Origin of the sequence: Exiguobacterium sp. N5, from assembly GCF_025842465.1 — a bacterium.
Classification (GTDB): Bacteria; Bacillota; Bacilli; order Exiguobacteriales; family Exiguobacteriaceae; genus Exiguobacterium; species Exiguobacterium profundum.
In genome coordinates, this window is record NZ_JAPAEP010000003.1 from 40,085 (window position 1) to 53,586 (window position 13,502).

A 13,502-nucleotide genomic window follows, 5' to 3' on the forward strand; every position below is an offset into this window, starting at 1 on the left:
TAATGAGTGAAGCTCATTATTTTGACTCGAAGGAGACCGATATGAATTCTAGAACACATGCTCGCAGACAGCGCACAGGTCCGTCTGCGTTTTATAAGATATTTAGTGCCCTCGTGCTGATTGCGATTATTGCTGGATCTAGCATTTACGGTACAGCGTTTTACAAAGCCCACAATATGTTGTCAGGCACCCAAGTCACATTAGAGGATGACCCGACGGTTGAGCCGACTCGTTATGATAAAGAAGATACGGAGACGTTCTTGGTTTTAGGGACAGACCTTTCGCCACAGAAGAAAGCGCGTGGCGAGTTTGGACGATCGGACGTTATGATTGTCGTCATTTTAAACAAGAAAGAAAAGCAGACGACGATGCTCAGTATCCCGCGTGACTCGTATGTCAATATTGACTACACGGGATATAACATTCCTTATGGCAAGACGGGACTTGACCAAGATAAGATCACACACGCTTACTACTTTGGTTCGATGGATGAATCGAATCCAAACAACGGGATGCGGATGGCGACGAACACGATCGAAGATTTAGTCGGTGTTGAAATCGACCATGTCGTCTCGCTCAACTTCCAAGGGTTCGTTGATTTCATTGATGCTGTAGGTGGCGTTGAGATTGATGTTCCGTTCTCATCACAACAAAACAGTTACGATGCGTCACGTGAGACAGTTCAAATCGAACAAGGACTTCAACAGCTTTCTGGTGAAGAGGCACTTGCCTACGTTCGAAATCGATACGATGACCCACGTGGGGACATCGGTCGTGGACAACGCCAGATGGAAGTCATCAATGCCGTGCTCGAACAATCACTCGGCACTTCACTCCTAAACAATTACGACAAGGTCTTGAAAGCCGTCGGCGACAACATGCAGACGACACTTGGACCGAATGACTATATGCGTTTAATTGAAGATGTTGGCGCACTTCACAATACGGTGCAATATCAATTGACTGGAGAAGGTGCCCGGGCAGATGACGGACACTTCTACTATTTCTTGAACGAACCGCTTCTTGAAGAAGTACGCTATCGTGTACAACAAGCGGATGCCGGTAATCGTGTCGAGCCGATGTCCGATACAGAACTCGAGTCGTATACGTTAGACCCGAGCGGGGTAACGTACGAAGCTCAATAAAAAAAGTTTGCCCTCGGGCAAACTTTTTTTATATGCGGTCCATGGCGACGGTCAAGGAGTATGAATCTCCGCGAAAGAGTGAACGACTATACTCGAACATGTCACCGTTCTCGAGATAAGTTCGCTGGTCAATCAGCAATACCGGTGCGTTCGGAGAAATGGTGAGGAGCTTGGCTTCTTCTGGACCGGCGCTCCGGGCTTCGAGTGTTTGTGTTGCATTTTTCAGGCGTAAGCCATGCTGTTCGGCATAAGCATAAATCGATCCCGTCGCGTCATCTTGCGTCAGGTCAGGCAATAAATGAACGGGAATATAGGCGGTTTCGAGCGCAAGTGGGTGATCATCGGCGAGTCGTAGCCGTTTCATTTCATAAACCGGTGTTTGATTTGGGATGCTCAGTTGCTGCGCGATGCGATCCGTTGCCGGAATGACCTCGTATGACAAGAGACGGCTGAGCGGTCGCATGCCTCGATGTTTGATTTCCTCGGAAAAACTCGTCAGTCCCGATAACGTCATCGCAATCTTCTGACTCGCGACGAACGTGCCTCTTCCTTTTTGACGGCTCAAGTAACCGGCGTTGACGAGGTTCATGATGGCTTGACGAATCGTCATCCGACTGACGTGAAATTGCTCGGAAAATTCACGCTCTGAAGGCAAGGTGTCTCCTGGTTTTAACAATCCGTCATCAATTTGTTGCTTTAAGTACGCTTCAATTTGATAATAAATAGGTAACGGAGATTGTTTATCGATTTCTAACATATCATTTCGCTCCTGACTGAAAAGATGTATGTTTCATTATAGACGAAATTAAACTAGTTGTCTGAACAGATTATAGAGAGAAGGTGGAGGACAAGATGGAACCATATACAGCAAGTACAGTCGTGACCTCAATAAAGGAAGATGGCAAAGGTCATTGGCACACACTCGAGAACAGCCCGTTTTATGCGGAAGGTGGAGGACAACCGGCTGACCGTGGATGGATTGGGACGCATCCTGTACTGGACGTACAAATCAAGGACGGGGAAGTATGGCATCTCTTGTCAGAAGCATTACCTACGGGCACGACGATAGAGGTTCGAATCGATGAAGACGTCAGACGGGATCATTCCATCCAGCATACTGCTCAACATGTGATAACGGCGATTTTGGAAGACCGTCATGGCATTCGGACGCTCAGCTTTGGAATCGGAGAGGCCGATTCATCTATTGAGATTGAAACGGCAACGATGGACTGGGCGCACGTTGAGGCACTTGAACAAGAGATGCAACAACTCATCTTTGAAAACCGTCCGATTCGTGTCTATGAAATCCCAAAAGAAGAAGTAGACCGGGCGCGCTTACGGAAAGAGACGGACCGAACGGGGATGATTCGCATCGTCGAAATCGAAGGTCTAGATTACAATGCATGTGGTGGCACTCATGTGGAGACAACGGGACAACTCGGTACCATCCATGTGACGGCGATGAAGAAAGTGAGGGGGAATCTCCGCTTGACGTATGTGGCGGGAAATCGAGCGATCAAGGCGACTCAACAAGCGCGAGCAGCGTTGCGGACGATTCACCATACATTCTCGACAACGAATGAATCCGTGGCAGCCCGTGTAATCGAAGAACATACGATTCGTTTGGAACGTGAAAAAGAAATCAAAACGCTCGAAGAACGGATTGCCAAAGCGAAAGTGGAGGCCGTGTTGAAAGAAGATAACTATGTGGCTTTACATGTCGGGAGAACAGAAACGGAAACGTTGACGACCGCCATCATCGAACGAATCGCAGCAACAGGGCGAATTGCCGTTGGCGCCAACTATGGAACGCAGAAATTGTTCGTTATGCATGACGGGACACAGGATATCGCCGTCGGCACATTCTTGAAAGCGGCGCTCCAAGAGATGAAAATCGGTCGTGGCGGTGGAAGCCATAAGCAGGCCCAAGCGCGTTTCACATCCGTAGCGGAACTAGAAAAGGGAATCGAAGAAATCGTGAAACGATTGCAGGAAGGAGTTTTACCATGTTGATCATTCAATCGGGAAACGAAGCAGCGTTGATTGAACAGGCCAAACAAGTGCGGGAGATCGTATTCGTTCAGGAACAAGGAATCGATGCGAGTTTAGAATACGATGATTTAGACGATATGTGTACACATGTGGTCGGGCTCCTTGACTCCGAACCTGTGACGACAGCGCGTCTTCGTCCAGTCGACTCGACTGTCGGAAAAGTGGAGCGAGTGGCGACGATTCAATCGGCCCGGGGTCATGGATATGGGAAAGACATTATGATTGAAGTTGAACGTGTCGCGAAACGTCAAGGGTTGGTTGAACTACGATTGGGTGCACAACTGACGGCGCTTCCGTTTTATGAAAAGCTCGGGTACGAGGCGTTCGGAGATGAGTTTTTGGATGCCAATATCCCGCACCGCATGATGCGAAAAACATGGTAATCCTTTTTTGAAATATCCCATTTTTCTAAAAAAAGGTTGGCAAGAAGATTTCGTTTTGTTATAACTAATACTAACAACTGACAGATAGAGGTTGCGAATGACATGAGTAAGCTTGGTTGAAACGGACGCACTCCGGACCGAGCCGAAAGGGGAAATTCGCCGAAGTCGACGTTCACGTGCGTGTGAATGAAGGCTGGGGTAGTCGTGAATAACGCCTACACTGCCATGGTCAACTACCATGGAGCGCTATCTACGGAACGATTCTTTAATCGTTTTTCAACTGCGCGTACAAGCGGCAGACCGTAGGGAGAGTGCTTCCTACCGGTCTGCCGCTTTTTCTGTTGGTGGACATCTTGAAAGTGGGGAACTTGATGACAACCGTACTGAAATTTGGTGGCAGCTCCGTTGCCACAATCGAACAAATACAAGCCATTTCGGACTATTTACAGACACGTGTGGCGACCGGTGAAAAATTGGTCGTCGTCGTATCGGCGATGGGCAAAACGACAGATTCGCTCTTGTCGCTCGCCAAACAAATCACGGATCGCCCGATGATTCGCGAACTCGACCGGCTACTCGCCGTTGGAGAAGAACAGACCATCAGCCTACTCAGTATCGCCTTGAACTCGCGAGGCGTACCGGCAATCTCATTAACGGGACAGCAAGCCGGGATCGATACGATGGGAATTCATACGAAGAGCAAAATCAAAGCGATTCGGAAAGAAGTATTACACGAGAAGTTGCGTCAATACGACGTCCTGATTGTCGCCGGATTCCAAGGCGTGAATGAAGCGGGAGACGTCACGACCCTTGGGCGTGGCGGTTCGGACACGACAGCCGTCGCACTGGCGGCCGTCCTCAGTCAGCGTTGTGAAATTTATACGGACGTCGCGGGTGTATATACGACGGACCCACGAATCCATCCGACGGCGAAACGGCTTGATACGGTCTCCTATGACGAGATGATGGAGATGAGTGCACTCGGTTCAAAAGTGATGGAGATGCGAAGCGTGGAGCTCGCAAAGAAATATGACGTCAATATTTTTGTTGGGAAGACGCTTTCGAGCGAAGGAGGAACATGGATCATGGATACGACGCAAGCGATGGAACAGAAAGCAGTCACGAGTGTGAGTGTCGTCAAGAACGTACTCAGTGTCTCAATCAAACATATTCCGCATACGGCGGAGGGAGTCGCAGACATTTTTGAACGATTGTCAGAGCGACACGTCAACATCGATATGATTTCACAGACGGCATTCGACGGCGAAGTGTTTCTCTCGTTCACATGTCCGCTCGATGAAGAGGCGTTTTTAGAAGAGGCGCTCGCGGAGTTGACAGCGACCTTGCCTCAAATCAAAATCGATCGTCACACGGAACATGCAAAAATTTCTGTCGTCGGAATCGGTATGCGAGACGCGACAGGGGTCGCATCAGAGCTCTTCGCGACATTCCGAGAGATGGGGATTCCATTCTATCAAGTCACGACGTCTGAAATCAGTATTTCCTATACGATTCAAGAACAAGACGTAGAAGCGGCAGTCGCAGCCATTGCGGCCCGGTTCCACTTATAAGGGGGTAGCATAATGTATAACGTAGCAGTCGTCGGTGCGACAGGTGCCGTCGGACAAAAAATGATTGACGTCTTAACAGAATATGAATTTCCAATCAGCGAGTTGAGACTCTATGCTTCAGCCCGCTCGGCAGGAAAGACGGTCGAGGTGAATGGGCAATCGATCGTGATTCGTGAATTGACCGATGCGATTTATGCGGACCCAATCGATATCGCACTCTTCTCTGCAGGTGGGAGCATCAGTGAACAATATGCCCCTCGGTTGAGTGAGCAAGGAGTCATTGTCATCGATAATTCAAGTGCATTCCGAATGCAAGAAGGAATTCCACTCATCGTACCGGAAGTGAACCGAGTCGAACTCAGTCCGGAGAGAACGCTCATCGCGAACCCGAACTGTTCCACGATTCAATCGGTCGTGGCGCTCGCGCCTCTAGCGGAAGTATACGGACTGACACGCGTCGCCTATACATCTTATCAAGCGGTATCGGGATCGGGTCAAAAAGGGATCGATGACCTCGAGCGCGGTGCGCGCGGAGAGGAACCGACGAATTATCCGTATCCGATTTATGATAACGTGTTGCCGCACATCGATGTGTTTCAAGAAAATGGCTACACGAAAGAAGAACAGAAGATGATGGATGAGACACGTAAGATTTTAAATGCGCCAAACCTCGGGGTGACGGCCACTTGTGTCCGGGTGCCGGTGCGAAACAGTCATGCGGTCTCAATCACGGTGTCGCTCGAGCGAGATGCGACGGTCGCAGAACTGAAAGCAGTCCTCGCCGATGCACCAGGGGTCGTGTTAATGGACAATCCATCCGAATTGACATATCCGACACCGCTCGATGCGAACGGGACGGATGAGGTGTATGTCGGACGAATTCGCCGAGACGATTCACAACCCAATACGTTCCATCTTTGGTGCGTTGCAGATAACGTCCGAAAAGGGGCGGCAGCGAATGCCGTTCAAATCGCACAATGTATGATTAGTCAAACAGCGACGAAATAAGGAGGAGATGACATGTTCACAGGAGTGGCGACAGCACTAGCTACCCCATTTCAAGAAAATGGGCAGTTGAATCTAGAAGCATGGGCGGCATTAATTGAAGACCAAATCCAAGAAGGTGTGATGGGTCTCGTCATCGGTGGGACGACCGGCGAAGGGATGACAATCACTGATGACGAGTTTGAGACATTGCTCGTTCGAGCGGTGGAGGTCGCAAACGGTCGAGCCGTGATCATCGCGGGGACCGGTTCGAACAATACAGCAGTCAGTATTGAGAAAACGAAACGGGCCGCCGAACTTGGTGCGGAGATGGCGATGGTCGTCACACCGTACTATAACAAGTCGACACAGGTCGGGCTGATTGCTCACTTTACTGCGATTGCGGATGCGTCACCGATTCCGCTCATGCTCTACAATGTTCCGTCACGGACGGGTGTCGCCTTGGCACCGGAAACGGTCGGTGAGCTCGCGGAACATCCGCGCATCACGGCCTTGAAAGAAGCGAGTGGGGATATCTCGGTCATGGCGCAGATGATGGCCCATATTCCGGAAGGGTTCACCGTTTACTGTGGAAATGACGATCAAATCTTGCCGTACATGGCTTGGGGCGCACAAGGGGTCGTCTCCGTTTTATCAAACGTCTATCCGGGAGCGACGGTCGCGTTGGCAGACGCCCTATTGGCGGGTGATTTGCAGACAGCACGTACGTGGCAAATTCGTTTACTCCCAGTCATCGATGAACTTTTCGCAGAAGTGAATCCGATTCCGGTGAAGGCAGCGCTTCAAGCGCGAGGATTTGAAGTCGGTGCGCCACGTCTGCCGCTCGTTCCAATGAGCGCGACGGCTGAGGCGAAATTACTATCGGCGATGGAACAATTCAATGAGGTGAGACAATGAATGTTCTCATCCATGGTTTTGGCGCAATGGGACGCATTGTCGAAGAGGTCGCTCATGCGCAAGGTGTAAACGTAACGGCAATCGTCTCACCGGGAAGTGACGAGCACACGGCGACTCTGAATGAGGTGGACGTACCCGTCGATGTCGTGATCGACTTTTCGAACCCGGCGTTACTCCCTGATTTACTCGCGTTCGGACGGGAGCGCAATATTCCGCTCGTCATTGCGACGACGGGCTTCACACCGGAAGAATTGGCCGAGATCGAGACGGCTTCACAAGAGATCCCAATCTTTCAGTCTTATAACACCTCATATGGGATTGCACTGTTGAAACAGTTGCTCGACCAACTCGTCCCACTCACTCTCGGATATGATATTGAAGTGATTGAGGCACACCATCGGAAGAAAGTGGACGCACCAAGCGGGACGGCAGAATTATTGGCACGTGCCATCGAAGCGAAGCGTGACGTGACACCGATTTACGAACGAACGTCACGTCGGGAAGCGCGTGGAGCTGAAGAGTTAGGAATGCATTCCATTCGGGGTGGCACGATTTTCGGTGAGCATACCGTGCTCTTCGCCGGAGATGATGAAATGATTGAACTGAAACATACCGCGTTATCGAAACGCGTCTTTGCAAACGGGGCCCTTGCCGCTGCGGCAACGATCATCGATCGCCCGGCAGGACTTTATAATCTATCGAACTTATACGAGGAGGCTACTCATGTTACTCACAAACGCTTATGAAATCGCACAATATATTAAAGATGCTAAGAAGGAAACACCAGTTAAGCTTTACGTCAACGGTCAATTGGCGGGTCTTGAAATCGAGGAAGCGAAAGCATTCGGAACGGATGAGTCGAAACTGTTTTTGACGACGGCAGAACGCGCTGCGGCATTCTTAGAAGCCAATGCATCGGTCATCACAGATTCTCATCTTGAATACGACCGTCGCAACAGTGCTGTACCGATGCTCGATACGACACAACTCAATGCCCGAATTGAACCAGGCTCGTTCATCCGAGATCACGTTCAAATCGGCAACAACGCGGTCGTCATGATGGGAGCTGTCGTCAACATCGGAGCTGTCATCGGAGATGGTTCGATGGTCGATATGAACGCTGTCATCGGAGCACGCGGAACGCTCGGGAAGAACGTTCACCTTGGCGCAGGTGCCGTGGTCGCAGGGGTTCTTGAGCCACCTTCAAAAGATCCGGTCATCATCGAGGATGGTGTCATGATTGGGGCGAACGCAGTCATCTTAGAGGGCGTTCGCGTCGGTGAAAACGCAGTTGTCGCGGCAGGAAGTGTCGTCACACAAGACGTCCCTCCAGGTGTTGTCGTTGCGGGAACACCGGCACGAATCATCAAACAGAAAGATGAAAAAACTTCTGAAAAAACGCAACTTGTTGATGACTTACGCTCTCTCTAACGTATAATAGACAGAAAATATAAAAAATGAGGAATGGGAGAGTTGCATTATGGAACAGTATGGACAATGGATGTGGAAAGACGGGGCTTGGATTGAGCCGACTGACGCAAACACGAGTATCATGACACACGCGATTCATTACGGAAGCGGGTTCTTTGAAGGGATTCGCGCGTATCACACGGAGGAAGGTCCTGCTATCTTCCGATTACGTGAACACTTGGAGCGACTTGTTCGCTCGTGTGCATACTACCACGTCACGCTACCGTATACGGTAGATGAACTCGAACAAGCCACGATGGAATTGATTGAGCGAAACGGATTTGAAGCATGCTACATCCGTCCGTTCGTCTTCCTTGGAACACCATGGCAGGCACTTATGCCGACTGCTGAGACGAAGGTACATGTTGCCATCTCGTGTTGGCCGCTCGGTGAATACTTCAACAAGACGGTCGGGATTCGAGCGAAAGTGGCCTCGTATCGCCGCGTGTCTTCTACAATGATGCCAATGCAAGCGAAAGCGGCATCGAACTATATGAACTCACAGCTATTAAAAGGAGAGGCGCTCCGTGACGGATTCGACGAAGCGATTGCCCTTGATATGAACGGAAACGTCAGTGAGGCGAGTGTCGCGAACATCTTCCTCGTGAAAGGAAAAACGATTACGACACCGTCCCTTGACTGTTCTGTACTCGATGGCATCACACGTCAAACGGTGATGCAATTGGCTCGCGAGGCCGGTTATGAAATCGTCGAGCGCCATATCGGACGCGATGAGCTCTATGTGGCTGATGAAATCTTCTTAACGGGAACGGCAGCCGAGGTGACGAGCGTCATCGAGGTCGACCATATCTCGATTGGTGGAGGTGTCCAGACGGTTGCGACAGAAATGTTGACACGCTATCGTGAAGCCGTAACAGGACAGCTTCCGGAACACCGCGATTGGATCACGTTCGTGAAATCAGCAGTAACAGAGTAAAGGAGTTTTGCACGATGGGAGTCACAATTGACTTAAATGCGATTCGCGAAAACAAACGCCGGATTGAAGCGCTCGGGCGCCCCGTGTTTGCGGTCGTGAAAAACAATGCCTATAACCTAGGAATGGAGCCAGTTGTGACGACTTTGTATGATGAAGGAGTCCGTCACTTCATGGTGACCACGTTAGAAGAAGCGATTGAAGTGCGAGCGCATGCAGAGTCGGCTCGCGTCCTCGTCATGAATCCGATATACACGTGGGAACACGTGCATACCCATGAATTTGACGTCGCAATCGGCTCGTATGAATGGCTCGTTTCACAGCGTGAGCATCTCGATGGCGTTCGCCTTCATTTGAAATTGGACGTCGGCATGAACCGATTCGGTGCCAAAACGTTTGAAAAAGCGCTACAGATCGTCGCCTTCTGCCAAAATGAAGGATTGAACCTTGTCGGACTATGTACACATTTTCCGCTCGCGGATGCGGACAATGCCGAAGTCGAGCATAGCGTCCAAGTCGAACGCTTTGCCGACTGGTCGACACGTTTGATGGAACGTCATACGTTTGAACTGATCCATGCGGCAAATAGTGCGGCCACGCTTCAAGACGACTCGCGCTTGCACCATTGCACACATGTGCGTGTCGGTATTTTCTTATACGGTTATTCATCGGTTGAGCCGGTTGAGTGGCTCGTACCTGCGTTTTATTGGGAGACAGAAGTGGTTGCCGTCCACGACATCGAAGCGGGGGCTCATGTCGGGTATGGAACGGGATATACCGCGGAATCGAAAGAACGGATTGCTGTCTTACCTGTCGGATATGGGGATGGATTGATGCGGGCGAGACGTCACTTGCCTGTTCACATCGAGGGGAAAGCATACCCGTTCATCAGTAACATCTTTATGAGCCATAGCTTCATCAAAGTCGACGAAGACGTACAAATCGGCGACCGCGTCACATTATATGGCATCGAGACGAAAATCGATGACGTGACACGTGTTGGCTATGCCAACAACTCAGAACAGCTCTGTGCCCGTTCGTGGCGTGTCCCACACCGCTTTGAAGGAGGAATTGTATGTACACCACCAATCAATCAGAATGTTTGATCGAAGGCGTGTCCGTCCGTGAACTTCAAGCGACGTACGGGACACCTTTATACATCATGAGTGAGCCAGAACTAGAGCGTCGCCTTAGAATTGTCCAGAATGCGTTTCTAGATAAGTATCCGAACACGTATGCGTTATACGCGTCAAAAGCATTATCGATTGCGGCCGTTTATGAAAAAGTGATGGCCGCAGGGTTAAGTGTCGATGTCGTCTCAAGGGGTGAGATGTACGTGGCACTGCATGCCGGTGTACCGGCGGAGCGCATTCACGTTCATGGATCGAACAAGACGATTCTTGACATCACGTATGCTCTCGAACAGGGGATTACACACTTTACCATCGACAATATGCGGGAGATCAGCCTCTTGTCAGGACTTGCGGCTGAATACAATCACGAAGTCGATGTGCTTCTCCGCATTGTGCCTCAAGTTGTCGGGGGTGCCCATGCGGCGATTCAAACGGGTGGGGTTGATACAAAATTCGGTTTCCCGACGCATGACGACACGTATTTAGACGCGATTCGTGCAACGTTAGAAGCCGAGCACTTACAGTTGAAGGGAATCCATTGTCACGTCGGTTCTCAAATTCAAGATCCGACCCTCTTCATCAACACGGTGAAGACGATGGTGCGCTTCATGGATACGATTCGTCAGGAAACCGGCTATACGACGGACGTCTTGAACATCGGTGGGGGATTCGGCGTCGCTTACTTGGATGAAGACGAATATCTCGATTTTGCCCAGACGATGGAGCAAGTGATGGAGACGTTGGTCGAGGAGGTCGAGGCACGTGAATTGCCACTTCCGAAAATCGGGATTGAGCCGGGACGTTGGCTCGTCGCCAATGCGGGTGCCACGCTTTATGAGGTGGGGACCGTCAAAGAAGTGAGTGGCGTTCGTACATTCGTGTCTGTCGATGGCGGGATGACGGACAATATCCGTCCGGCATTGTATGACGCGGAGTATGAGGTCGTGGCAGCGACTCGGATGAATGAAGAGAAGACGCTCGAGGCAAAAATAGTCGGAGCGTGCTGTGAGTCGGGAGACATCATCTCGAACCGCTCATTGATCCCCCCTGTCACACCAGGTGATTTATTACTTGTCAAAGCAACAGGAGCGTACAATTTCTCCATGGCGAGCAACTATAACCAGATGCTTCGTCCAGCTGTTGTCTTCGTGAAGGACGGGGCACATCGACTTGTCGTTCGTCGCCAAACGTTTGAAGACTTGGTGGCATGTGAGGTCATTGGACAATCAACGTAAGACTGCAGAGCAATCTGTAGTCTTTTTTTGATTTTGAAATGAGAACGTTTTTCAATTATGATAGAGAAGAGAAAAAAAGGGGAAGTGACGGTCATGACAAAGACAGCAGCACAAAAGCTAATTGAAGAAAGACGTACGGTCCGTATGTTCAAAGAAGCACCAATCGATACGAAAGTGCTCTATGAAGTGTTGCAATCGGCACATCATGCACCATTTCACAATAAAGTCGAACCATGGAACGTGTATGTGTTCAATGGGGATGGGAAGCAAGTGTTACTCGATGCGCTCGAACCAGCCTTCTCGGAGGCGTCAGAAGGGCAACGCGAAAAGGTGACGGGACGGATTTTAAATGCGGCAACCTGTATGTATGTGACGGCAAAACATTTTGAAACGGACAAAGGGAATCGTGACGCGTTACTCGCGACGGCGACATTCATTCAAAATGTTCAGCTGCTCTTAAGTGAACGTGAGATCGGAATGGTCTGGCGGACGGGTGGACTGTTTGATGATGCACGGTTGAAGGAAATGATTGGGGCGGAAGGGGAGACGTTTATTGGTCTCCTGCAAATCGGGAAATATGACACAGAAGATATCCCTACACCGAAAGCGCGACAACCGATTGATTCGCATCTCATCATGTTTGAATAATAAAAAGCGAGCGATGGGGAATCCCTTCGCTCGCTTGCTCTATATATCGGTCAGTTATCGCTTTAATTTTGTTGCGAGCCAATCTTGAATCACAGTCGTTGGAATCATCCAGTCGTTCCTCCATTTTTAGAATCTTCTTCTCTACTATTATCCAAATGCATACGTTCCCAAACCTCTCGATGTGCGCCATGAAGGGCATCATCGAATGAATCATCGATATGAAGGCCATAACTTGGATTGATGGACGAGGCATACAGGTCTAGCATGAGTTGATCATGGTTCGGATACATAGAGTGGGCTCCTTTCAATACATCAGCTTGGCTACAACTTCAGTATACAAAGGAACTATGTAGAAAATTCGAGAGAAACGTTAACATTTTATGAATCTTGTAAACGCTTTCACAATTGTTGGATTTCGCGAACTGGAACGCATGACTGCTTATATTGTTCGGCACGCTTGGCATATTTCTTTACCGTTCTCTCCATGATAAAACGATCTTCATCGTTTAATGGACGAACGACTTTTGCTGGGACGCCCATGACCATCACCCCTTCAGGAATCTGCATGTTTGGTGTGACGAGCGCACCGGCAGCGACAAAGGACCCTTTTCCAATCTTCGCCCCATCGAGTACGGTAGCGTGCATGCCAATCAAGCAATCTTCTTCAATCTCACAGCCGTGAATCATCGCCATATGGCCAATCGAGACGCGATCATGAATGATTGTCGGTGAGCCTTCATATTGATGAATCATCGAACCATCCTGAATGTTGACGTATGAACCGATTTGAATGGGTCCTTCGTCTCCACGGATGACGGTATTGAACCATACTCCCGAGTGAGCACCGATGGTCACGTCTCCAATCACGTGTGCCCCTGGTGCAAGATAAGTCGTCGGATCGACTTTTGGTGTCAACTCTCCTAATTTGTATTGCATCGTTGTAACCCCTTTCAGAAAGATATGTTATCATTGTCGCACAACTTGAAAAAGAAATTGCAACGAAAAGAATATTCTTGGTAAGATAGTTAA

Annotated in this window: 15 protein-coding genes and 1 riboswitch; of the genes, 12 read left to right on the forward strand and 3 right to left on the reverse strand. The window is 49.7% G+C overall.

Annotated features, from left to right (window positions below):
* Positions 1 to 41: 41 nt before the first annotated feature.
* Positions 42 to 1,145, forward strand: a complete 1,104-nt coding sequence (locus tag OKS35_RS12675; protein WP_074037814.1) for an LCP family protein — start codon at positions 42 to 44, stop codon at positions 1,143 to 1,145.
* A 28-nt stretch (positions 1,146 to 1,173) separates the two neighbouring features.
* On the opposite strand, the gene OKS35_RS12680 is transcribed toward OKS35_RS12675, so the two are convergent.
* Positions 1,174 to 1,902 (reverse strand): GntR family transcriptional regulator, encoded by a 729-nt coding sequence (locus OKS35_RS12680; RefSeq protein WP_159563504.1) that lies wholly within the window; start codon positions 1,900 to 1,902, stop codon positions 1,174 to 1,176.
* Between the two features lie 95 nt (positions 1,903 to 1,997).
* Here OKS35_RS12680 and OKS35_RS12685 point away from each other — a divergent pair, with 95 nt between their 5' ends.
* The 11 genes from OKS35_RS12685 to OKS35_RS12735 all read left to right on the forward strand — a co-directional run bounded on the left by OKS35_RS12685 (position 1,998) and on the right by OKS35_RS12735 (position 12,473).
* Positions 1,998 to 3,158, forward strand: a complete 1,161-nt coding sequence (locus tag OKS35_RS12685) for an alanyl-tRNA editing protein (RefSeq protein ID WP_264093192.1) — start codon at positions 1,998 to 2,000, stop codon at positions 3,156 to 3,158.
* The gene (locus tag OKS35_RS12690) at positions 3,152 to 3,580 is read left to right on the forward strand and encodes a GNAT family N-acetyltransferase (protein WP_074037812.1); all 429 of its coding nucleotides are present in this window, start codon (positions 3,152 to 3,154) and stop codon (positions 3,578 to 3,580) included. The genes OKS35_RS12685 and OKS35_RS12690 overlap by 7 nt, the downstream gene beginning before the upstream one ends.
* A 77-nt stretch (positions 3,581 to 3,657) precedes the next feature.
* Positions 3,658 to 3,837: riboswitch (Lysine riboswitch) on the forward strand.
* Positions 3,838 to 3,951: 114 nt separating this feature from the next.
* Positions 3,952 to 5,151 (forward strand): aspartate kinase, encoded by a 1,200-nt coding sequence (locus OKS35_RS12695; protein ID WP_413603528.1) that lies wholly within the window; start codon positions 3,952 to 3,954, stop codon positions 5,149 to 5,151.
* Between the two features lie 12 nt (positions 5,152 to 5,163).
* A complete protein-coding gene (locus OKS35_RS12700) occupies positions 5,164 to 6,159 on the forward strand; it encodes an aspartate-semialdehyde dehydrogenase (RefSeq protein WP_159563506.1) in 996 nt (331 codons plus the stop codon).
* Positions 6,160 to 6,171: 12 nt separating this feature from the next.
* Positions 6,172 to 7,053, forward strand: a complete 882-nt coding sequence (gene dapA, locus OKS35_RS12705) for a 4-hydroxy-tetrahydrodipicolinate synthase (RefSeq protein ID WP_264093194.1) — start codon at positions 6,172 to 6,174, stop codon at positions 7,051 to 7,053.
* Positions 7,050 to 7,799, forward strand: a complete 750-nt coding sequence (gene dapB / locus OKS35_RS12710) for a 4-hydroxy-tetrahydrodipicolinate reductase (RefSeq protein WP_015880744.1) — start codon at positions 7,050 to 7,052, stop codon at positions 7,797 to 7,799. The genes dapA and dapB overlap by 4 nt, the downstream gene beginning before the upstream one ends.
* Positions 7,777 to 8,484: a 2,3,4,5-tetrahydropyridine-2,6-dicarboxylate N-acetyltransferase gene (gene dapD, locus OKS35_RS12715; RefSeq protein ID WP_196431610.1), complete on the forward strand. Its 708-nt coding sequence runs from the start codon at positions 7,777 to 7,779 to the stop codon at positions 8,482 to 8,484. Before dapB ends, dapD begins: the two co-directional genes overlap by 23 nt.
* Before the next feature lie 49 nt (positions 8,485 to 8,533).
* Positions 8,534 to 9,460 (forward strand): branched-chain amino acid transaminase, encoded by a 927-nt coding sequence (locus tag OKS35_RS12720; RefSeq protein WP_074037806.1) that lies wholly within the window; start codon positions 8,534 to 8,536, stop codon positions 9,458 to 9,460.
* 14 nt (positions 9,461 to 9,474) lie between these two features.
* Entirely contained in the window at positions 9,475 to 10,563 is a 1,089-nt protein-coding gene (gene alr / locus OKS35_RS12725; RefSeq protein WP_264093196.1) for an alanine racemase, read from the forward strand.
* Positions 10,533 to 11,825, forward strand: a complete 1,293-nt coding sequence (lysA, locus tag OKS35_RS12730; protein WP_264093197.1) for a diaminopimelate decarboxylase — start codon at positions 10,533 to 10,535, stop codon at positions 11,823 to 11,825. Before alr ends, lysA begins: the two co-directional genes overlap by 31 nt.
* A 93-nt stretch (positions 11,826 to 11,918) precedes the next feature.
* On the forward strand, positions 11,919 to 12,473 hold the full coding sequence (locus OKS35_RS12735) for a nitroreductase (RefSeq protein WP_251028335.1): 555 nt from the start codon (positions 11,919 to 11,921) through the stop codon (positions 12,471 to 12,473).
* A gap of 104 nt (positions 12,474 to 12,577) precedes the next feature.
* On the opposite strand, the gene OKS35_RS12740 is transcribed toward OKS35_RS12735, so the two are convergent.
* Together OKS35_RS12740 and OKS35_RS12745 are read right to left on the reverse strand one after the other, a co-directional pair.
* The gene (locus OKS35_RS12740) at positions 12,578 to 12,763 is read right to left on the reverse strand and encodes a hypothetical protein (RefSeq protein WP_074037801.1); all 186 of its coding nucleotides are present in this window, start codon (positions 12,761 to 12,763) and stop codon (positions 12,578 to 12,580) included.
* Between the two features lie 109 nt (positions 12,764 to 12,872).
* Positions 12,873 to 13,409, reverse strand: a complete 537-nt coding sequence (locus OKS35_RS12745) for a gamma carbonic anhydrase family protein (protein ID WP_074037800.1) — start codon at positions 13,407 to 13,409, stop codon at positions 12,873 to 12,875.
* Between the last annotated feature and the right edge of the window lie 93 nt (positions 13,410 to 13,502).